The following is a 21,581-nucleotide window of genomic DNA, read 5'->3' as shown; positions in this document are numbered from 1 at the left end:
TCGCGGCTATTACGATGGCGAGGAGATCAGGGCCTGCGACGAAGCCGACATCACGGTGACGTTGCCGAAGCCGATGACTTCGGGCGCCAAGGCTGCTGGCCGCTTCGGCAAACAGGACTTCGTCCATGTCGCCGCCAATGATGTTTAACGCCGCATCTCACGCTGGGAGCATGAGGCCGTTCTGGAAAAAGTTCAGGATCGGCTCGACCACAACCCCAATGCAATGGGTGTCCGCCGTCAGACAGCGGAGCATCCGTTCGGCACGATGAAGTGTTGGATGGGAGCAACACACTTTCTCGCGAAAAAGCTGCCAAAGGTGGCCGCCGAGATGGCGCTCAACGTGCTCGCCTACAACATGAAGCGCGTGATGATGCTCGTGGAGGTAGGCGGATTGCTGGAGGCGATGCAGGCGTGAGGCCGGCCTCTGCGCGACCAAATCGGCGCCTGCATGAAGCTCCTGGTTGCCACCGAGATGACAGGAGGTCGATTCCACCGAATTAGAAGCTCGGCGGCGGAGCTCCCCAAGTTGCCGGATTTTCACACGGCCTGGACCACAAGCTGACATGGCTTGCGTGCCAATGTCGCCCAGCTTTGGGCGTTGGCATCGGCAAATCACAAGCTTGGTTGATGAGTCAAAGCCCTGGTTCAACCTTCTAGGCTTGTCTCTACTTTCCTGGCGGTACGCTTTACGGCGCCGGCCGCTTTCTTGGCTGCACGTTTTGAAGCTTCAGCCGAGTAGCTGGCCGCACGCTTTACGGCGCCAGCCGCTTTCTTGGCCGCACGCTTTACAGCTCCAGTTGCAGCTCCGGCCGAGTATTTGGCCGCACGCTTTACAGCGCCGGCCGAACGACGCGCCTTCTTCGCCGGATCGCGCACGAGGCGCCGGACTTGCTTGCGGCTTCGGGCGGTCTGCTTTTTCGCCTTTTTCGCCATTGCTGATCCTCCCACTTGAGGATGCTGATCCTCCCACTTGAGGATAATACGAAGTCTCGCAGCGGGGTTCCTAAAACCGGAACAAACAGCAAGCGCGCCTCCAATATGTGTCGGCTCAAAGTGGAGCGTGGTGGTTGCCGCTGCCGCGCCGCTGTTCCGATTGGTAATCGGCCATCGCCTGCTTACCACGCGCAATACCGCGATACATGCCGGCGCCGCGGCGCTCGATCTCCGCATATGGGATTTCTTTGGAGGCGAGCCGCGCACGCGCGGACGGATTGAGAAAATAGATATATCGCATCTGGTAGCCGTCGAGCGGCACGCCCTGGCCCGACCATGAACCGCCGGTCTTCGCGAAATGCTCCGCGCGGTTCTTTCCGGTCACTTGCGTCATCTTGTGCGTGACCGAACCGTCGGGCAGTCGCGGCAAGCTCTTGTTCAGCTTGATCCCGGTCAGCACGAAGCCGGCCGCGCGATAGATCGTCCCGTCGCCGCACTGACATCAATCGGCGAACGAGATCACCCACTCGATATGCGGATAATGCTTCCGGATCATCCGCAGCGCGATCGAGAGTGCGCGGCTTTCGGAATTGCGCGGCAATGCCTCGGAGAACGCCAACCGGTTCAATTCGAGAAAGCCATTCCATGCGGTATCGCGCACAAGTCCGAGAATATTGCTCTTGTCCATCGAGGGGCCGAACGTCATCGCGCCTTCGAGCCGGCCATTCAAAAAGACGCCGAGCGCGAGGAAGGCATTGTTGACGGTCTTGTGGCTGTAGTGAAGCCGAATGATCAGCGCGTCCGCGTCTTTCTTCGCAATCGGCGCAACGCGGATTTCTTTAGCCTGTCCCATCGTCGATAGCTCCACGCAGAGCCGGTGACAGCGAGGCCGTGGTGCATGCGCTAAAGATCAACTCATTGGCGACGTCGCCCGGCCCGATGATTCTGTTGCCGAACCGCCCGCCTTATGCCGGATTGCGGTATAGTTTCCTCCCAACAAAAATGGGAGAAAACCATGGCAAGTGCAATGACCTTTCCCTACAGGCAACTCAACCGCCGCAACATCATCAAAGGTGCTGCGGCGTTGGCCGCGACGGCGTCGAGCCTCAAAGCGGCCTCTGCGGCGACCGTGACGCCGTTGGGCCAAACGGGCGCTCCAACACCGGCGAGCGAGCCGTTGCCCTTGGGGCCGCTGCCCGGCGGCCGCTATCCGGACTCCCATCTGGAATCTGCCAAGAAAGGGCCACCATCGTTCGGGCCCCCCGATTTCCCGGCCTTCGCCGGCACTATGGCGGTTGAGCGCGTCGCAACCGGGTTCCGCTGGGCCGAGGGCCCGGTCTACTTCGCGGCCGGGCGTTACGTGCTCTTCAGCGACATTCCCAACAACCGCATCATGCGGTTTTCCGAGGACGACGGTCACGTTAGCGTCTATCGTCAGCCTTCGATGAATTCGAACGGCAACACCATCGATCGGGAAGGACGGCTGATCACTTGCGAACATAGCGGACGGCGGGTCACCCGGACCGAACTCGATGGATCGATCACGATCATCGCTGATAAGTATAACGGCAAGAGATTGAACTCGCCGAACGACGCGGTTGTCACGTCCGACGGTTCGATCTGGTTCACCGATCCAATCTACGGCATCGGCGGTTATTACGAGGGCGTCAAGGCCGAGCCCGAGCAGGAAAAGCATAACGTCTACCGGGTGGATCCGAAATCCGGAGACATCAAGGTCGTCGTCGATGACTTCGTTGAGCCCAACGGCATTGCCCTCTCGCCTGACGAGAAGAAGCTGTATGTCATCGACACCGGCTTCACCGACGGGCCGAATAATCCCTCGCATATCCGGGTGTTCGATCTCGATGTCGCGGCCGGAAAGGCGTCGAATAGCAAGGTCTTTGCGGACATGCCGAAGCCCAGCATCACAGACGGGCTGCGCACGGATACTGACGGACGCGTCTGGTGCTCGGTGGGCTGGGGCGATCCGAACGAGGACGGCGTGCGTTGCTATACTCCCGCCGGCGAACTGCTCGGCAAGATCCATATACCCGAAACTGTTGCCAATCTTTGCTTCGGCGGTCAGCAACGAAACCGGCTGTACATCTGCGGCTCGACGTCGCTCTATGCCGTCTACACCAGTGTGCAGGGCTCTATGAAGCCGTGAGGCCAGCAATATTCCAGCCAATCTTAGAAAGAGAGCCGCTCCCTCCGGGGCGGCTCTTAGGTTTTTCCCAGTCGTCACCATTGCTTGCGGCAGTGGCGCCCATAAGTCGCTCGCTTTACTCAACGCCAGGCTTCATCCTTGCTTTGGCATCAGTTTTGCAAAGGGAATTTGCAAAGGACAAACGTCGAACTTGATGGCGGCTCGTTGGTGCTGCCGTCATCCTCTTCGGCATTTTCGAGAGGCATTAATGCGATGATCGCGCCTGAAGAATCAGGAATACGAGACTGGATGATTTTTGTCGCCTCTATCTTGCCACTCGTTCTCGCCAGCCCCACTCTAACACTTCACAAAGCGGCCGCCCGGGATCTCGAGGGCCGATATGCAAACTCTCCCCTCAAACCCTGGTTCGACAGCCTCCGCTCAGGCAAAGGCCCCTGTTGTTCCGACGCTGACGGGACCGCGTTGGCAGACGTCGATTGGGAAACAAAAGGCGGGCATTATCGCGTCCGCATCGAAGGCCAATGGTGGGACGTTCCGGACGACGCCGTGATCAAAGAACCGAACCGAGTTGGCCGTACGATGGTGTGGCCGGTCTACGTGAGCCCGATGGGTGCTCCAGTACGGATCGACATCCGCTGCTTCATGCCCGGCAGCATGACATAACGGATGGCCGCGATAGCTGGTCGGTACGGGGCATAGCGGAGATCGAGTAAGCCGCACCAATTGATGTCAATTGATGCGCGCTAGATAGTCGGCGCAGATCGCCACCAGCGCGTTGCCCTGTGGCGATCGATTGGGATTGCTCGCCTCGCGCGGCTTGGTCGCCCTGGCTATAGCGCGCTCGACGATCCCGAATTGCTCCCCGTACAGAATGAACGTCATGTCGCGGAATGGCGACCGATCGCCGTCCGGCAATTCGGGCATCTGCTCCAACTCGCCGACCCCTACGGACAGCCGCGATAGTTCGTCCTCGGTTATGCCGGTCAGCGCGATCTCGAAACCGCCCTCCACGAGATCGGCCAATCCGAGCCGCAGCATCTCGTCATCCCAATCGCTCGCATCGGTCAGCCGATTATCGGCGATGACATAAGCGCGCTTTTGCTGATCGGTCCATCCGCGCGCCACGATGACGGGACCTCGGTAAGCAGCTTGCCGGCGGCGAGGCGCCCATGACCGGCGAGAACCATGCCGTCATCGGCCGCGAGGATCGGCATGGTCCAGCCCCATTGCCGGATTGACGCGGCGATTTGCGCGATCTGCTCGGCCGGATGCCGGCGCGAATTGCGCTCATAGGGCCGTAAACGCTCAATCGGCCATGTTTCCACGGCCGGCTTGCTCGCCAGTGCATCCATTATTTGCTGCCTGAAGGGCGGTTTATAGCCCGGGAAAGCCCGTTTTTGCGAGAAACCAAAGGCCCAAAACGCCGCCGCGAAATATCCGCAAAGCGGGCGGTCCCGCGTACCCGCGTGGCGAGGGCAGGCCCAAAGTACCTTTGAAAGCTTAGGAGCCGCCGGTCCGTCATCGAAAGATCACTGACGCCAGCGCTAACGCCAGCCACATGGCAACTACCGCGACGGTCGCTTTCAACTAGGTTGGCGTCTCACAGGTAAGACCCGCTGAATCTGGTCGAAAATGACCCGATTCGGACCTCGGTACCGCGGTCTGCTATGTCCTGCTGATCAGGAAAGTCCGACAAAGTCATAGTCGCCGAGCCCCTGCAGAACTAGAAACACAGCGGAGCTGTCGCCAGCATTCGTGACTCGGTGCGGTCGACCAGGGCGTACAGCGTAAGTTTGGCCAACGCTAAGACATACCTCCTCGTCCGGATCGCGTGTCGTGACGCGGATTTTTCCACTAATTACATAGAAGGTGTCTTGTACTTCGTTGTGATGGTGCCAAGGCACGCATTGTGTTGGGCTGATCTGCATTTCGGCGATCCGGAATCCGGGTCTCGCCGCGTAATAGGATCGGCGTTCGACTTCGTAGATTCGGCTGCTATCTCTCACCGCTTGCTGCATGTCAGCGTCTCCCTTGCAGGCTCATTGCCCATCGACAGGGTTGTTGAACTGGATTAGTCCACCGGCTTGATGCGCGCGTCGCGAATGACTTTTGACCAGCGTGCTACCTCCGATTGGATCTGTGCGGCGAAGCTTGCCGGCGTATTAACGACTGGTTCGAGGCCCAATGAAGTCAGCCGGTCCCGGACTTCGGTCAATGCGACGATATCTGCTATTTCGCGATACCAGCGAGCGACGATGTCCTGTGATGTGCCCGCGGGGAACAGGACGCCTTGCATGAAGATCGACTCTTGATCCTCATATCCGGCCTCCGCCATCGTCGGAACCTCGGGAAGCAGTTTCGACCTCGCATTGCTGGTGATTGCCAGTCCGCGCAGCTTGCCTTCTTTGATAAAAGTGACCGCGGCCGGCAAAGAGATGAAGGCAATCGGAACGTGGCCGCCTACCACCGACATCATGGCAGGTGATGCGCCATTGAAAGGGACGTGCACAAGGTCAAGACCGGCAGCAAGTTTGAATAGTTCGCCAGCGAGGTGTGACGACTGGCCGGTACCTGCCGAGGCATAGCTGTATTTGCCTGGATTCGCCCGCACGAGGGCGACGAATTCCTTGAGATTGTTCGCTGGAAAGGACGGATGCACGATCAAGACATGCGGCGCCGCCGCAATGACGGTGACAGGCGCGAAATCCTTCACTGGATCGTACCGAAGCTTGGCGTAGAAGCTCGGGTTGAGCCAGAAGCTCGACGTTACGATGACGACCGAGTAACCGTCGGCTGGCGCGCGTGCCGCCACGGCAGTGCCGACATTGCCTGCACCAGCAGGAATGTTTTCGACATAGAACGCTTGCGCCCAACGTTCGGATAGCTTTGCGGCGATGATGCGGGCGACAGCGTCGTTCGGACCTCCTGGCGCGTACGGCACAATGATACGAACCGGGCGAGCTGGATAAGATTGCGACCATCCCGGACCGGACACAGTCTCAATAAAAGCGGCCGCGGATAGGCTGAGAAACGCTCGACGCGCAATCATTGTGGTACCCCGTGTTCGATTGGCCTCGGTGTACTGCGCCAGTGAATTCGTCATTGCGATCGTACGTCGGTGGGCTATAAGGAGAACCCGGTTTCTGCCCCTAGCCTTATAGGTGGCAGCTATGGCTGGCGTGACGATGGAATGGGAAAGCCGTCTCGGGCGCCGCCTGCGGGTGCGGGACCTCTACATCCTTTCGACCGTGGTGAAATGCGGCGGCATGGCAAAGGCTGCTCGTGAGCTCGCAATGACCCAGCCAGCAGTCTCGGATGCCATTGCCAATCTCGAACTCTTATTGCGTGTCCGGCTGTTAGACCGTAGCCCGCGCGGAAGCGAGCCGACGCATTACGCTGACGCGCTGCTCAAGCGCGCATCCACCGTATTTGACGAACTCAAGCAGGGCGTCCGCGACATCGAATTTTTGGCTGACCCAACTAGCGGCAATGTCAGGGTTGGATGCGCGGAATCGTTCATGGCTGGGTTATTGCCGGCAATTATCGAAAAACTGGCGCAGCGGTATCCGAAGATCACGGTTCATGCGGACTACGCGCAGCACGCAACGGCTGAATTCAGAGAGCTTCGAGAACGCAATGTTGACCTAATCATCGGACGGGTTTCCGAGCCGATCCCTCACGATGATCTTAGTACAGAGCCTCTCTACGAAGAGCGGTATTATGTCGTTGTGGGTGCTCAGAACCCCTGGGCGCGCGCCCGTAAAGTCTCTTTGGGAGATTTGGCGAATGAACAGTGGATTCACATGCCGCCGAACAACATCATTAGCGATTTGATCTCTGCCGCTTTTGCGAAGCAAGGCGTTCCGGTCCCGCAGGAAAGAGTAGCGTCATTGTCGATGCACTTACGAACACAGTTGGTTGCCAATGCCGGCTTTATCACGATCATGCCCAATTCAATGTTTCAGTTTAATGCCAAGCGATGGGGGCTAAAGGCACTCCCGATTGATCTTGGGATCAAAGGACGAAACGTCTCAATCGTTACACTCAAACACCGTACTCTGAGCTCGGTGGTTCAGGTGTTCATTGAGCATGCGCGTTTGGCGTCTAGGCAACTAGGTCAAGAAACCAACTAGGCACTTCTGCGTCTGGCCCATCGCGTCGGTTCGCTGCTGCGCAGTAATTGCGTTGCTTTCGAACAGAATGACAATTGTTTGTTAAAATGGGTTTGGTTGGTAAATGGCAAGTCCTGATCGCAAACACGGCTCGCAGAACCGGGACGTTCCTTACCCCAGAGCAGCGCTGCCGAGGTAGTAGTCGAGAAGCCAAAATGTCCCGTAGAGACTCGCGACAAGCATCAACAGAATGGCGACGCCCATCAGCAACCATTCTCGTTTGGAGAAAAGATCGAAGTCCCACATAGGCCACCACCCTCGCAGTAGAACCAATCACCTTGGACCTGGTTCCACCGCCGGGCAATACGAGCTTATCCAAGCAGGTTCGGCTTCAGCCGCAACAGGCGCCATTGTCCGAGCCTGTCGACGAACCGAGCCGACCCGCCGGTCCAAGAGCCTGGCCGCCGCTAAATGATTTCCACGCCAGGATCGTTGCCTGGTACGGCAAAATCCGGGTTTGCAGGTGACGGGGATATACGGCGCTCAACGACGCCAGTGGCTATCAGCCACTCGTTTGCATTGAAGCTTGCAATGATTACAAGTGCATCCTGGTTGGGAAGCGCCTGCAGTCGAGCTATGAGCTCCTTGACCGTCATTGCGATTTCACCTGACGATAGGCTTGACGGACGGGAGATCATCGCCGCCCAAACCCGTTGCCCTGTTCCGCCTGTTGCGCAAGCTTCAGCCAATCCTCGGCAAGCCGCAACCAAGCCTCCTTATCCAGCGGACTCGTCGCCTCCTCCGCCAGCTCACGGCACTCCTCAGCTGCCTTACGGAACCTCTCCGCATTGGCTGGAGGCGACGTCATCGGCAGTCCCTCCCCGATTTGTACATTGGGGTGGAGGTTGTCGATGTGGGAACACGCAGTGCAACATCGCGGCCCGCCGAACTCAATGGTCCCGGCCTCGCCTCATTGCGAAGGCCGATCCGAAGTACAACAGGAGAGATCTCACGTGGTCCTGAGAGCTCCATTCATCCCATTGGGGTAGAACCCACCCTTATTAACGCCGGTCTGATCGGTCAGGTAGACGATATGCAGAACCTCTTGCGGCGTCCGCCGGAAGGCAATCGCGTCTGGCGTTGAAGGCACAAAGTTGGCTTTGCCGTCGATCCTAATCCCCTCGTCTTCTTTTTCGGGGGTCCCATCGATCTTGTCCCGTGCATCCGATATTGCGTTGGCGGCATCCCAGGCCTTCTCGCCCATCGTGTACAGCTGGGAGCGGGCCATTCCCATATGGTAAGCCTCGACGGCGAGGATGCCGGCCGCTGCTTCCACGAATTCCTTTTTCTTCAGCAGCGGAGCCGCACCCGCATAGGCTGTCACGCCGACGTCTTCAAACAGCATGCCCCCGAGCAGAACCGACATGTCATCGGCAAACGGATCAAAATCGGCAGGCAATCCCGCAGCCTGAGCGGCGGCCTTGAAGCCCGCATCGAAGTCGATCGCCGGTCGTGAAATAGCGCTCCGGCCAAGCGTCTTGCGGTAGAACCGAACGTGGGCCAGCTCATTCCCCGCAATCTCTTCGACGAACTCGCGAATCGCCTTCTCCTTGAACTGGGCCTCGTGTCCCCCGACCACCCTGCCGGCGTCCGCGCCGGCATCGGCGTCGCTGATACCCTTGCCAGTGGTGGCGCGCAGATAGAACTCAGCTTCCATATACTCCAGGTTCAGAGCGAAGGTAAAAATGTCCTCATCCTCGATGGCTGACCCTTTCGGGCCGATCCCCACGCCCGTCGTCTCGCGCTTCTTCTGCGCATAGGCAGAGGGCAGTAGCAGTCCGGAGAGCCCGGCGACCGACAGACCGGCAAGCGATTGCCGCCGGGAAATACGAAATCCGTCCATGGCGTAACCTCCTCTGTTCTGATTGAGGGGCCGCGCCATCGGCATACCCATCGAGGGCGCATATTGGCCGCGACCTCGGCACCAGCGCCTGATGCTCGGAACGCACAACGTGAACCGATCGTGCCTGTTCCTAGCATTCACGCGGTGAGCAAAGGTCCGAATACGTGAACTGCCGACCAGACCGGAGCCACCGCGGCGGTTCGGTGGTCGCCAGACAGCGCTTTTGACCTAACGCCGGCATCCTTTGCCGTCTGTTTCCGATCCCGCATTGCAATTGGGAACTGAAGATGGCCCGGTCTGTTTGGTACTTTAGCCAAGCGGAGATCGCAGTGCGGCTTATTCTGATAGCGACGATTTGCTGGGCGTTGTCGTGCGGAGTCGCAACGGCACAGGCCGATTCGAAGAGAGATTTGAACTCGGCAACCGGACGCTCGGCTCCCGAAGAAAAAGGTCAATTGCAGCCACAAGGTTGGAGCGGACCGGTCGACACGAAATCAGGTGGCGCGCCGCCGGAAAGTCCGCAAGGCCAAAGCCCACCGGGGATGCAGGCAGCGCCGGATGGATCAACAAAAACAGTCGTGGAGCCCCGGAAGTGAGTCCCACGCGCGCGTCTTGAGAGATCAGCTTCGCTCGCGGCGAGCCCACTCCCCAACGTCTGGACAGTACCCGCAGCGGATCTAGACATGGCCCGGACTGCAGTCATCGTCTTCGGCCGGAGGTGCTGAAATACACTGGAGAAGCCGGCCAAATGGAGGATTAGGTGCGAACGTGCGTCTCGTTGCATTAATCGATTAAACAAAGCGCTCCAATGTGAAGCCGACACGACGCAAATGTGAAGCCGAGACGATACACCCAGGTAAGAAAGGAGATTGTTCGTTCGTTTCGTACAGTGTTGGTCGAGCAAAAGCGCCCAAAGAGCTGGCAAAGTCAGTGTGCCGGCCAAGCCTAACAGGGGCAGCGCGGATGGGAGATATAATGTTCGAGCGCGATGGTGACTTGATCTCTCAACTTCTGCTTTACGCGATCCTGTTGCTTATTCTTGCGTCTCTGATGATCGCTGCATGGCAGACTGCAGGATGACAGAAACCGATCGCCGCGAGTTGCTGGAGACTTTGATCGAGCGCGATCGTGGCAGGGAAGTCGGGTTCGGGCGGCAACACTCTCTGCTGCGTAACGATCATTCCGTTGCCGCGTAGATCCAATGTCAGGTTCGTGCCCGAATGATAGCCCCGAACAAGGTCGCGCTCTTCATCGACGGCGCCAATCTCCATGCAACCACCAACCAGAGCTGCGAAAGCTGGCATGGCCCCATGGGTGCGTCCTTGCTAACGGTCCCGGCGGCCTCGTTCACAGACTTTACAAAAGGTGCATTTTAGAGGGGTCCAAAGGCCACAGCCCAGCCGGGGATTAACCCAGGTCAGCGAACTGTGGTGACGGGTATTGGTGCCGGCCGGTTAGGCGTTGCGTTCCTAGAAATGCGGATGGGAGCGGCGGATTCCGCGGGGCGTTCAGAGTCTCTCTGGCACTCCGATTTTCGAGCCCGGCGCTCGTTCTGACGTGGGTCTAACGGATCGGACAGATTGCGACCCAGCTTCAGCTTCGACTGTGCCAGGTCGATAAATTCGTCCGCCTGCCGTCGAAGTTCGTCGGCTATCATTGGCGTCTGGCTCGCGATCGTGGACACGACAGTCACCCGCACGCCGCGCCACGTGGATTCGCGCAATTATGCCACAGCGCAGGAGGGAGCTTTCGATCAAAGTCGGGTTGATGATGATTGTCTGTGTCGTTATCGCTTCGGAGCCGGCCTACGCGGCGCGAGCAACACCGGCTGCGCAAACGCCGCAAAGTGCCAAGGGCAAATAGTGCGCACGCGAGATGGCAAGGGCGGTCGCGATTCGATGGGCGCACCCGCGACCAGATCTGAGCCGCGTGTCTTGGTCGATGATGGTCGCTTGACTTCCTACACGAGCCTCGAAATTCCCACGCGTTATCGACGTTCGCGGAGCGAGGCTAGATCAGGCGGCCGCTGTTGTTGCGCTTCGGGGCTCATGCGGCGTGAAGGAATTTCATCCACTAGCGCGGCCTTTCCAATACGCGAGACTAACTTGCTCGCTGTTCGCAGGCGGCCGTATCTGGGAAGAGAAACCAAGGTTTGATGCTGATCCCTTTGCGAAGCGAATACATGTAGAAGATTGGAAGGCTTTGGGGAAAAAGCTCTCGAAATTCGCTTCCATTGAAGGTGATGAAAATTGAGTCAGGAAATGCGCGTTCGACCGCACGTTTTTCGACCATGTTCATCCGGTAATATTCTAATGCGCCCTCTTCACAACTTCCATTTCCACGATACCATTTCATCGCGCTAGCAAGCAGCCGCTGGAACGTCGGCTCCGGTACGATTCCATCGATTAAAGGACTTGTGTTATCCGCTTCCGCGGCCTTTGTGAGGTCACCCAACCAACAGCTCTCGAAACCGCGTTCGCGGGCGCCATCCGCAACCTCATCAAAATATTGGCGTATGTTCTGTGATGAATGTCCGTTCAATTCCGCATGGGTATCGGTGAAAATCAATCTTAGTGCCGCCCCGGGCGCGTATGTTTTACTGATTCGGTGGGTGAAGGCAGCCAAATAGTTCAGACATTCGAAGTCTGGCTTGTCGATGTTGGACCGCGGACCTTTGCCCCAATAGAGCACAAACGGAACAGGATTTCTGACCGCAATTGATTTCGAAATGCTCTGCAACATTGCAACAGAGTTGTCAGGTTGCTCACGCTTAAAAGCCCAGGTATTGAAGGCTTGCAGGACCTTTTCTGGCGCGATCTCCTTGGCTCGAGGAGTGACAGGCACCGCAATTTGGATTGATCGTCCGTCAACAGCTTTGTTGCCAAAGGATTGCGGACAAGCCGTTATTTGAGTGTTGGTTAATGTGTCTTCTTTCGAAACAACCGTATCGCAACCCGACATATGAACTCCGAAAGAAGATCTTTTTATCGCGAGTTAATAATCGGTTATTTTTCTCAGCGTCAACTCGGAAGAGTGGTGACTCATCTATTAAGGTTAACCTTCCACGCTCCGGTGGCCGATCAATGAAGTTAAGTCGCCCGAAATATCCGACGAGTAAGCCCTGCCGATAGGGGGCCTGTTTTCGGCATGAATTTACAAATCCTAGAGCTGCCAAAGCTGATTGCTGAGCGTCGAAGCTCGGCAATTTTCGGCCTGGTGATCATCACCATGGTGTGGGCAGGAGTTGCTGTAAAATACTTCGGCGATGTTCGGGGGGATCAAAGAGAGGCGCATCGGGACGCTCATAACTTTGCGCTGGTATTCGAAGAGAATGTTCTTCGATCAATCGGAGAAATTGATAAGGCGCTCCTATACTTGCGACGGAGCATTGAGACCCGGAAAAATTCGGTTAGTTTCAGCGCTATTGCCAACACGACCGACGTGCTGAGCGACATTATCGTCCAAGTCGCCATTATTGATGACAAGGGAATTATGCGCGCGTCGAACAGCGGTCCTCAACCCGCGCCTGCCCTGGATCTGAGCGATCGAGAGCACTTTAAGTTTCATTTGAACAACATCGCGGATCAGCTTTTTATCAGCAAGCCGGTGGTTGGCCGTGTCAGCGGAAAATGGTCCGTGCAATTCACGCGGCGCTTCGTGAACAGTGACCAGACGTTCGGCGGCGTCGTCGTGGCCTCGCTCAATCCAGACCATTTGACGAAATTCTACAACAATATCAATTTTGGATCGGCGGCGGCGATCGCCCTGATCGGAAGTGATGGCGTGGTTCGTTCGAGTGGCGGGAGCGCGGTCGGTTACGCACTTGGAGACGATCTTAGCGGAACAGAACTGCTCGACCAAATGCGAGCCGGGGTCGAAACTACATTTGAGAGCATTGATCCTGCCAACAACGAGACGCGTTTCATTACTGTCCGCAAGGTCAAGGGCTATCCATTGTGGGTCAGCGTTAGCTTGAGCAAAAGCCAGATCTTGGAAAGCTCTCGGAACGCGCTCAAGTTGAATTCGTTGGTGGGCACCGTACTTACTTTGCTGGTTCTCATTGCTCTTGAGCAGCTTCTACGGATAGACGCGAAGGCAAGACAAAAAGCGAATCAGCTTGACCTTACGCTCGAGTATATGAACCAAGGAATTATGCTGGTTACCTATGACCAGCAGATTCCGATTATCAATCGTCGCTGCGGCGAGTTGCTCGATTTGCCCGTAGAGTTCATACAGAACCCACCAAGAGTCGATCAACTCGCCGAATACGAGACACCGACGGGCAGATTGACCGCGGTGTCTGTTCGGATCTTGGCAGATCTTGTCGCAGGAGAACTCGGCGTTAGCGAACGAACGATGCCGGATGGATCAATCATCGAGATTCGCAGGGAAAGTCTTCCCGATGGTGGATTCGTTCAAACCTTCACTGACGTCACAAAAAGATCGCGCGCTGAAGCAGATGCAGTCCGCCTTAGTTCCGAGGATTCACTCACCGGTCTCCCAAACCGGCGGATGTTCCGCTCTATGCTCGACCAGATGAGCCGCCGGCAACCATCGGCAGTAGACAACGGGCAGCCACCGGCGGAATTCGCCGTCCTGTTTCTTGATCTCGATCGTTTTAAAGCTATCAACGATACGCTCGGCCATCAGACCGGCGACTTGCTCCTTCAGGAGATGGCCCGGCGCCTAAAGAGTACGCTCGGTGCAAATGAAGTGCTGGCACGCCTCGGTGGCGATGAATTCGCAGTTGTTGTGGCGACGGTTGAGTCTCGACCAGCGCTCGAGGCCCTGGCGAATAGGATGATCGAGGCAGCACAGAAGCCCTTTGAGATTGGCGGCCACCGAATCCGTTCTGGAATCAGTATCGGCATCGCCGTTGGACCGTGCGATGGAGTAAATTGCGACGACCTTCTAATTGCCGCCGATCTGGCACTATACGCGGTCAAAGCCCAAGGTCGGGGCAGCTATAAATTCTATCATGCTGCAATGAACAGGGAGCTTAGGCAACGACGGCGGCTTGAGATCGATCTGCGAGAGGCGATCGAGCAAAATGAGATGGAATTATACTATCAGCCCATCCTCAATTTGCGGAGCAACATCATAACCGGATTCGAAGCCCTGGCGCGATGGCGCCATCCGGTCAATGGCATGATACCGCCGGCAACATTCATCGCGGTAGCGGAGGATACTGGACTCATTCAACCTCTTGGCGAATGGGCTCTGAGAGAGGCGTGCCGTTGCGCCGCGCATTGGCCGAACGATCTTAAGATTGCGGTCAATCTTTCTCCGATTCAGTTTGCGGCTTCCAATCTCTCCGAGGTCGTGAGACACGCCCTTGCGGAAACCGGACTTCAGCCGCATCGCCTTGAGCTTGAAATTACCGAGGGAGTATTCATGACCAATAATGAATCCACCCTATCTACCCTGCGTCAGTTGAAGCAACTCGGCGTCCGTATTTCCCTGGACGATTTCGGTACCGGGTATTCCTCTCTCAGTTATCTGCGCAGCTTCCCATTCGACAAAATCAAGATAGATAGGTCGTTTGTTTCTGACCTTGCCGAAGGCACCGAGCACGTTGTGATTGTGCAAGCCGTGGTGAGTATTGCTCGCGCTCTGGGAATGACGACGTTGGCAGAAGGCGTCGAAACCGTCGGACAGTACGAATTTCTCGCGGCGCTCGATTGCGACGAAGGGCAAGGCTATCTGTTCAGTCCGCCTGTTCCAATAGCGAAAGTTCCTGAAATGATTGCCAAATGGTCGCTCGGGCGCAAATTTGTCGCCTAGAGCTTGGGACCAGCTTAGCCAGCGACTTTCTGAAGACCGTATTCTCCAGTTTGTTCACTGGAGATCGGCTTCTTGGTTGGCCGCCGAGCCTCGTGCACGAGCAGGAACAGGCCCGATGCAACAACAATGCCGGACCCGATCAGAAGCCAAAGCGTCGGTACGTCGCCCCAAACGAAAAATCCGATCGCAAGTGCCCAGACGAGCGTCAGGTAATAGAATGGTGAGACGGCGGCGGCCGGGGCTAGGTGAAGCGCTTGCGTCCAAAAATATTGTGCCGCGGCGTTTGTAAGACCGCTCAGGGTCAACATGATTGCGTCAGCCGGGGCGGGCATCCGGAATCCAAACAGCAGCAAGAAGGAGTGAAAGAAGGTCACCGTAAGCATCTGCCACATCAACAGCGTCTTCGCAGACTCAGTTGCGGTCATTCCGCGAACGGCAACCGTGACGCTGCCATACATAACCGCGTTTGCCAGCGCAAACAATGCGCCAATCTGCAGCGAATCTGCACCTGGATTTACCACAACGAGAACCCCGACGAATCCCGTTACCAGCGCACTCCAACGCGCGATTCCGGCACGCTCCTTAAGCCAGATAAACGACAGCAAGGCCGCCCACAACGATGCAGAAAAATTGATTGCGATCGCTCCTGCAAGCGGCATCAGACTAACGGCGATGACAGTGAACGTCTGCGAGATCGACTGCGACAGCCCGCGCGCAAGGTGGGCGCGGGGCCGCCGAGTCTTAAAGACTGACATGCCCGTTGCCGGGAGGATCAATGCGGCGCAGAGAACGAACGCAGAAACGGAGCGAAAGAACATAACCTCGCCAACTGGATAGAGAGCGGCTTGCCATTTCGATAGTGCGCTCGATAGTGCGAACATCACGCTCGCGGCGATCATGCAGTATATTCCGCGAACAACGTCATCCTTCCGTAAGCCGGGAATGGCAATTGGGTTCTGCGGATGGCGGGCGGTGTCCGTAAGATCGCTCATCATGCGTTCCATAAAATTGGATAGATAGCGTCAGCGTTTGCCGCGCGACTATTGCTCGCGAGCCACTAGCAAAAGTTGGTCTCGCTTAGCTTTAAGTCTTAGGGAAGTGTTATGGGTAACAGAAACAATTCTTGGTTAATTTTCGCGACACACGGCGGCGTCCGATTGCCGACCAGCCGAGCCGAACACCCCCTTGCCTGGCCCAGTGCCCCGGGCAATTGCCGAGGAAATGTCTAAAAGTCTTCATTTTCTTCCAACTAAATCTGGAGCCATTCGGGATAGGTTGCCGACACTGAAATCTGAATTGGGTGGGAGCGGAAATCGTGAAAGTTGAGCTTAACGACGTGCGTTCTGGCAAGGGAGATAAAATTCTCGTCTCTTCACCCTTGATATGCTTGGACGGAACGTGGTGGGCAATTGATGTCAACGATCCAGATCTAGAAGCTCATTTGAAGCAGTCGGCTCGCTGCGGCATTGTGCTGTCAGCTGTGCGTGAACGGAAAACCATTAATGGACCCGAACTGCCGCGCAAGGGGCGCCAGCGGCGATCGGCTCAAGACCGCGGTGGTCGAGGAGCAGAAGCTCGATGCGGTCGAGATCGTACAATAGGCGTTGATGGCAACCGTCGCCGCGCGCCAGGCGAGCTCGGCGAACAGTCGCGGTAGGCGCTCATAGAGCACGAAACGATTGTCGCGGCAGGGCTTATTTGCCGAACCTGAAGGTCAGCCAGTAGGACGCCGCCGGCCCTTCTGGCCTCTGGTTCAGATGGCCATTTTGACAGTCGCACGCATCGCGCTCCTAAATGTTAGGTCCTCGTTGAGCGGCTCCGTTCATTTTCCGCAGAGCTTGTTGGGTCTCGCCGGAGATTTCAGCCAGCTGTCGTCAGTGCATGGATGTCGCTTCGGCCGTGGCGCTGGATCGATGTGGAACAGCGGAAGCTAAGGTCGAGATAGGTTTCTAAGATGGCAGAGTTCCTATCATCTTCATAATCACGGTCTGATCCCCACGGCGATGAGATTGCCTGTCCCGATCTCGTCCTCCAGGAGCTTCATGGGGGGCGCAGCGATCTCGGTGCGCTACGGCTCGGGCAGCGAGTTCACGTGCGGCTTAGTCTACTCGACGAGGTTGAGAAGTCACGCGACGCCAGCGGATGAAGCTGGTCGAAGACGTTGATACGGCTATTCGTACGCAAAGTGGCGCGCAAATTATCATCGTGGAAGTGGTTCGTTATTTGCGGGATGCCCTGGTGCTGCGGAACGGCGGCTTCGCGCCTCCGATGTACCTACCGATAGACCTTCGACCTAGTTGATCGAAATCGGCCTTACCGTTGACGCTGGACAACAAGACGATGTGACGAACTTGGTGCATTAGGGTGCTATCGCAAGTTGGTCACATTCCTGTCCTGGGATTAATTCGGCTAGCAATGCGAGCGCCGCACGCCGCATCGCGCTTCATCATGGTCTGTCGGTTTGCCCAAGGCGTTTCAAGCGGCAGGCGTCGACCATTGCTTATTTTGGTCGAGCAGGGCGAAGATGCGGTCGGCCGATACCGGCCGACCGATGAGATATCCTTGGACTTCATCACAGCTGGTTTGGCGCAAACACTCGAGCTGCTCGGTGGTCTCGACGCCTTCCGCGACCACGCCAATGTGCAGATCCTGCGCTAGCGTGATTATTGATTTTACGATCGCCGCGCTATCCGGCCGTGTCAGCATGTCCCGTATAAAGGATTGATCGATTTTGATGCGGGTGTAAGGCAGTTTTAGCAAATAGGTCAGCGACGAAAATCCCGTTCCGAAATCGTCTAGCGCCACCGTCACCCCCAGTTGCAGGAGTGAACTCAGAATCGATGACGCCGGCCCGTACTTTGAGATCAGCATCGACTCCGTTATTTCGATTTCAAGCCGGCTAGGGGCGACTTTGGCCTGCGTCAGGGCCTGCACGATTGTTTGCAGGATGCTGGTGTTATGGAATTGAGCTGCAGAGAAGTTCACGGCGACCCTGAGATCAGAGGGCCAGTTCGACAGCGTTGAGCAGGCGCGTCGGACCACCCACTCACCGATCGGGTGGATCAAGCCGGTTTCCTCGGCAATTGGAATGAACTCAGCCGGCGAAATGACTCCCCGGACAGGGTGTTGCCAGCGCAGCAAGGCCTCAAAGCCGGTTACTCGGTTTTCGCGAATATCAAAGAACGGTTGGTAGACGAGAAAAAGCTCGTCTCTCCCGATCGCCTCCTCCAGATCCCTTTGCAGCGCCCTTCGATCGCGCGCTGATTTGTCGTCGCTGACCTCAAAGAAGCGAACCGTTCCGGGCCCCGCTTTTTTTGCGCGATAGAGCGCAAGGTCGGCATTTTTCAGGAGCTCATGAGGCGTATTGCCGTCGCGTGGGGCCAACACGATTCCGACGCTCGTCGTGCTCGCGACCTCGCATCTTTCGATCAGGAATGGCTGGCCGAAAGCGCCGACGAAGCGCTCGGCGATTTCCAACGCGTCTTCTACTTTGGCCAGATTGGTCATAGTCAGCGCAAATTCGTCCCCGCCGATCCGCGCGACAGTATCGGTCTCACGCGCGCATCGCTGCAGTCTCGCCGCGGCCTGAATGAGAAACTCATCTCCTGCGGGGTGGCCGAATTTGTCGTTCACTTCCTTAAAGCGATCGAGATCAAGGAGCAAAACCGCGAATTCCTCGCCCGAGCGAGCCAACCGGTTGAGGGCAGCTTCGAGGCTTTCGTTGAAGGCGAAACGGTTCGGCAACTGGGTCAGGGGATCCCGCCGGACCCTCCGTTCGGCTTCCAATTGAGCAATGGTGCGTTTCGTGAATTCGAAAGAATGGGCGAAAACGCCGCGCAGAAGCACGAAGCCATAGGCCACAACGAGGATAGCGACGAGCAGATAGACGAAATCGCCGTTTCTGCCGAGGCAGATTGCCGTACCCACGAAAATCGGAGCCGTGAATGCAACGGCCGCCACCGGAATCGTAGCGAAGGCGAATGCTCCGCCCGCGAGCATCCCGGAGCAAAGACATGTGATCACGAGTTGGCCGCCATTCGAGGCGTCGGCGAAGAAAGCTACCGGAACAACCGCCCAGGCGGTTCCAAGAACGAGCGCATTTCGCACCAGCCGATGCATGGCCTGTCGGGAGACGAACTGCGGCTTCGTAATCCGTCGGGATAAACGCGCCTTCAAGCCTATCGATAACGCGCCGCAAACCACGGCAGCTGCCCAGATCAAGGCATAGTTTCTGTTGGGCGAGTGCCAGAGGGCAATTGCAAGCACCGTCGCATTGCAGGCGTTGGCTAGCATTATGCCCAGGGAATAACCAAGCACGAGGGAGATCTGCTCCGCGCGAATGTGCCCTGCCACCGCTTCATCAGTCGCCGGGCCGCCGAAAGCCGCCAGATCCCCCGCGAATAGCTTTGAGAGATACGAGCTCAGATATGTCCTCATCTGGGACCCCCGCAGGACTGGCTCTTGCCGCCAGTACTGAAAGGTCGCGGCAAACATTTGAGAAAAGATAAATTCTTGACATTCGCCACGTCCGGCGCGGCATGGGGGGCCGAACTCATTATTTCGGTGGCTAAGGCGGGGCCGAGAGCTGGGCCGACCCCCCTTGTCCTCTGTCACCGCAAACGCGGGGGCATAGTTCTGTACGTTGCGTACTGACCTATGCCTTTAATCGATCGCCGAATTCAGCTCAGCGGCCATGATGGCAGCTTGTGCGCTAACCTGCGGTGGGGCGGTATGAGATCGATAGTTCTCGACGAAAATGAGATGCCGAACGCATCGTAAGTTACGGCCGCCTGCGCCGACGACTTTCTCTATCGATGACGTCGGTAGGATGACGCAGCCCTGCCGATCGTGGCCGCCCGAGATCTCGCCGCTTTCCCGCGCCATGTCCGATAGAACGAAGCAATACTGCGGGTTCAACCCAAAACACGCACGATACGAACGCAAGGGCAGGTCTAATGTCGCCAAGGCCATAGAGGTGATGTGGGCACGACGATCTCCGCATCCCTCTAACCGGTGTCCCATTCCCGAGACCTAAGTACGAGCGCTGGCGGCAGAAGGCGTTTGAGGCGGTGGCCGGCTGTTCTCTCGTTAAGCCAAGGCGGGACTGCTGCCCTCGCTCCTAGGAGCAATCGTGGGTGTTTCATGCGCAATCGTGACATTGTCTCCGACAGCTTCCTGACACTGACTGTGGTCGGTCTGGTGGTGCTCTGCTCGAGCCTGCTTGCCTTTGCGTTCGCTTAAAGCGAACGCGCTCGTTGCGTTTGGCGCCTTGACCATGATGTTTGCGGAAAACAGGTGCCCGGATCACACTCTAACCTTCGCGGGAGCGGTGAGATGAGCAACTTCAGCCAGGAAAGCGTGCTGAGCGTCCATCACTGGACCGACAATCTCTTCAGCTTCACCACCACGCGGAATCCATCGTTCCGCTTCCGCAGCGGCGAATTCACTATGATCGGGCTCAAGGTCTACGAAAAGCCGCTGCTGCGTGCCTACGGCCTCGCCAGCGCCCATTACGAGGACCGGCTGGAATTCTTCTCGACCAGGGAGCCGAACGATCCCTTAACCTCGCGTCTGCAGCATTTGAAGGAAGGTGACAAGATCACCGTGAGCCGCAAGGCGACCGGGACGCTAGTCATCGACAATCTCGAGGATGGGCGCAATCTCTATCTGATTGGCACCGGCGCTGGTCTTGCTCCGTTTCTGAGCGTGATCAAGGATCCTGAAACCTATCTGCGATTCGGAAATGTCGTGCTGCTGCACGGCTGCCGCCGCGTTGCCGAGCTTGCCTATGGCGAAATGATCACCGAGAAGCTACCGAGCGACGAGCTGCTCGGGGATTTCGTGCGCTACCAGCTGATCTACTATCCGACCGTTACCCGCGATCCTTTCCGCAACCGCGGCCGGATCACCGACCTGATCGCGTCAGGCAAGTTGTTCTCGGATCTCGAACTGCCGGAAGTCGAGCCGCAGCATGACCGCGTCATGATTTGCGGCAGCCCTGCGCTGGTGCGCGATACCCGCGAGCTGTTGGTGGGGAGGGGCTTGGTTGAGGGCAGTCACGGCAAGCCGGCGCAATTCGTGGTCGAAAACGGCGTTTGAACAGTAGCCCTAGATTGTGTGAGATCGAGCCAGGGCCTCAACTGTCACCGTCGCCCGCCGGTGGCCCTCAAAGCGTGCTTGTTCTTTACCCCGTTTGCAGGCTCGGAAGTCCGGCACCTTTGGCGATCTGGCCGTGCACTTTGCTCACGCTGCACTCGCGCGAGAGTCCGCTGTCATGTGGCCATGCCGCTGTCGCTATCACTGCCCCTCCTGTCGGCAAACGGTCTAGTCGCCCGCGGGGCACGATCAGCAGAAGTCGGAGGATCTGCAACAACACCTCGAAAGCTTTAGCAAAGAGTCCGAACAGGACGGCGCAATGCGATCGATTCCATCTGTGTTGACGTACCACTTGCCGACGTCCGCTGGTTGGCCATTCGAGTCGTCGAATACCGCGCGCTATTCGATCTGACTTCACAGCCCGACCCGCTTCAAGTTCTGTTTGAGGGCGCGTGCGGCTGGCTGACAGGGGACACTACCCGTCGAGATCATGGAGCCGCGTCTTGGTGGAAAGCTCGCCAGCGCCCTTAAATCTTCTGATTGTACTAGCCGACTTCCTGTCAATCGGCGTTCAAATTTGGCTCTC

Annotated in this window: 16 protein-coding genes and 3 pseudogenes; 6 read left to right on the top strand and 13 right to left on the bottom strand. The window is 57.3% G+C overall.

Annotated features, from left to right (window positions below; translation table 11 throughout):
- Positions 1–415 (top strand): annotated as a pseudogene (locus BLV07_RS32380) (IS5/IS1182 family transposase); the annotation flags it as partial.
- A 230-nt stretch (positions 416–645) separates the two neighbouring features.
- Here the strand turns inward: BLV07_RS32380 and BLV07_RS46675 are convergent.
- Both BLV07_RS46675 and BLV07_RS50415 read right to left on the bottom strand, forming a co-directional pair.
- The gene (locus BLV07_RS46675) at positions 646–933 is read right to left on the bottom strand and encodes a hypothetical protein (RefSeq protein ID WP_143035544.1); all 288 of its coding nucleotides are present in this window, start codon (positions 931–933) and stop codon (positions 646–648) included.
- Between the two features lie 115 nt (positions 934–1,048).
- Positions 1,049–1,786: pseudogene (locus BLV07_RS50415) on the bottom strand (Mom family adenine methylcarbamoylation protein).
- Positions 1,787–2,221: 435 nt separating this feature from the next.
- Between BLV07_RS50415 and BLV07_RS32370 the strand changes: the two are divergent.
- Complete coding sequence (locus tag BLV07_RS32370) at positions 2,222–3,100, top strand: SMP-30/gluconolactonase/LRE family protein (RefSeq protein ID WP_165405242.1); 879 nt, start codon at positions 2,222–2,224, stop codon at positions 3,098–3,100.
- 288 nt (positions 3,101–3,388) lie between these two features.
- Positions 3,389–3,763 carry a hypothetical protein gene (locus BLV07_RS32365; RefSeq protein WP_244551272.1) on the top strand — a complete coding sequence of 125 codons (375 nt, stop codon included), beginning with the start codon at positions 3,389–3,391 and terminating at the stop codon, positions 3,761–3,763.
- A gap of 66 nt (positions 3,764–3,829) precedes the next feature.
- Here the strand turns inward: BLV07_RS32365 and BLV07_RS32360 are convergent, their stop codons facing one another.
- The 4 genes from BLV07_RS32360 to BLV07_RS32345 form a co-directional block, all read right to left on the bottom strand.
- On the bottom strand, positions 3,830–4,138 hold the full coding sequence (locus tag BLV07_RS32360; protein WP_091894045.1) for a hypothetical protein: 309 nt from the start codon (positions 4,136–4,138) through the stop codon (positions 3,830–3,832).
- A gap of 26 nt (positions 4,139–4,164) precedes the next feature.
- Positions 4,165–4,452 (bottom strand): ParB/Srx family N-terminal domain-containing protein, encoded by a 288-nt coding sequence (locus tag BLV07_RS32355; protein ID WP_091894043.1) that lies wholly within the window; start codon positions 4,450–4,452, stop codon positions 4,165–4,167.
- Positions 4,453–4,779: 327 nt separating this feature from the next.
- The gene (locus BLV07_RS50410) at positions 4,780–5,028 is read right to left on the bottom strand and encodes a cupin domain-containing protein (protein ID WP_502690266.1); all 249 of its coding nucleotides are present in this window, start codon (positions 5,026–5,028) and stop codon (positions 4,780–4,782) included.
- Between the two features lie 143 nt (positions 5,029–5,171).
- Complete coding sequence (locus BLV07_RS32345; RefSeq protein ID WP_091894039.1) at positions 5,172–6,203, bottom strand: Bug family tripartite tricarboxylate transporter substrate binding protein; 1,032 nt, start codon at positions 6,201–6,203, stop codon at positions 5,172–5,174.
- Positions 6,204–6,270: 67 nt separating this feature from the next.
- Between BLV07_RS32345 and BLV07_RS32340 the strand changes: the two genes are divergently transcribed.
- Entirely contained in the window at positions 6,271–7,233 is a 963-nt protein-coding gene (locus BLV07_RS32340) for a LysR family transcriptional regulator (protein ID WP_091894037.1), read from the top strand.
- 446 nt (positions 7,234–7,679) lie between these two features.
- Here the strand turns inward: BLV07_RS32340 and BLV07_RS46670 are convergent, their stop codons facing one another.
- From BLV07_RS46670 to BLV07_RS32325, 5 genes and pseudogenes are all read right to left on the bottom strand, one after another.
- Positions 7,680–7,868, bottom strand: a complete 189-nt coding sequence (locus BLV07_RS46670; protein ID WP_130212571.1) for a hypothetical protein — start codon at positions 7,866–7,868, stop codon at positions 7,680–7,682.
- 353 nt (positions 7,869–8,221) lie between these two features.
- Positions 8,222–9,115, bottom strand: coding sequence for a ferritin-like domain-containing protein (locus BLV07_RS32335; protein WP_091894061.1), 894 nt, complete (start codon positions 9,113–9,115; stop codon positions 8,222–8,224).
- Positions 9,116–10,131: 1,016 nt separating this feature from the next.
- Positions 10,132–10,386, bottom strand: a complete 255-nt coding sequence (locus BLV07_RS47870) for a hypothetical protein (protein WP_165405674.1) — start codon at positions 10,384–10,386, stop codon at positions 10,132–10,134.
- A gap of 146 nt (positions 10,387–10,532) precedes the next feature.
- A pseudogene (locus BLV07_RS49060) lies at positions 10,533–10,820 on the bottom strand (hypothetical protein); the annotation flags it as partial.
- Between the two features lie 395 nt (positions 10,821–11,215).
- Entirely contained in the window at positions 11,216–12,076 is an 861-nt protein-coding gene (locus BLV07_RS32325; RefSeq protein ID WP_143035543.1) for a hypothetical protein, read from the bottom strand.
- 186 nt (positions 12,077–12,262) lie between these two features.
- Between BLV07_RS32325 and BLV07_RS32320 the strand changes: the two genes are divergently transcribed.
- Complete coding sequence (locus BLV07_RS32320) at positions 12,263–14,899, top strand: bifunctional diguanylate cyclase/phosphodiesterase (RefSeq protein WP_091894033.1); 2,637 nt, start codon at positions 12,263–12,265, stop codon at positions 14,897–14,899.
- A 14-nt stretch (positions 14,900–14,913) separates the two neighbouring features.
- Here BLV07_RS32320 and BLV07_RS32315 read toward each other — a convergent pair whose 3' ends face one another.
- Both BLV07_RS32315 and BLV07_RS32310 read right to left on the bottom strand, forming a co-directional pair.
- Positions 14,914–15,891, bottom strand: coding sequence for a DMT family transporter (locus tag BLV07_RS32315; protein WP_244551270.1), 978 nt, complete (start codon positions 15,889–15,891; stop codon positions 14,914–14,916).
- Between the two features lie 1,483 nt (positions 15,892–17,374).
- Positions 17,375–19,336, bottom strand: coding sequence for a putative bifunctional diguanylate cyclase/phosphodiesterase (locus tag BLV07_RS32310; RefSeq protein WP_091894059.1), 1,962 nt, complete (start codon positions 19,334–19,336; stop codon positions 17,375–17,377).
- Between the two features lie 897 nt (positions 19,337–20,233).
- Here BLV07_RS32310 and BLV07_RS32300 point away from each other — a divergent pair.
- Complete coding sequence (locus BLV07_RS32300) at positions 20,234–20,998, top strand: ferredoxin--NADP reductase (protein WP_091894027.1); 765 nt, start codon at positions 20,234–20,236, stop codon at positions 20,996–20,998.
- Positions 20,999–21,581: the final 583 nt, after the last annotated feature.

Origin of the sequence: Bradyrhizobium sp. Rc2d (assembly GCF_900099855.1) — a bacterium.
Classification (GTDB): Bacteria; Pseudomonadota; Alphaproteobacteria; order Rhizobiales; family Xanthobacteraceae; genus Bradyrhizobium.
The sequence above is the reverse complement of the archived record's forward strand: the minus strand, read 5'-3'. Positions and strand labels throughout refer to the sequence as shown.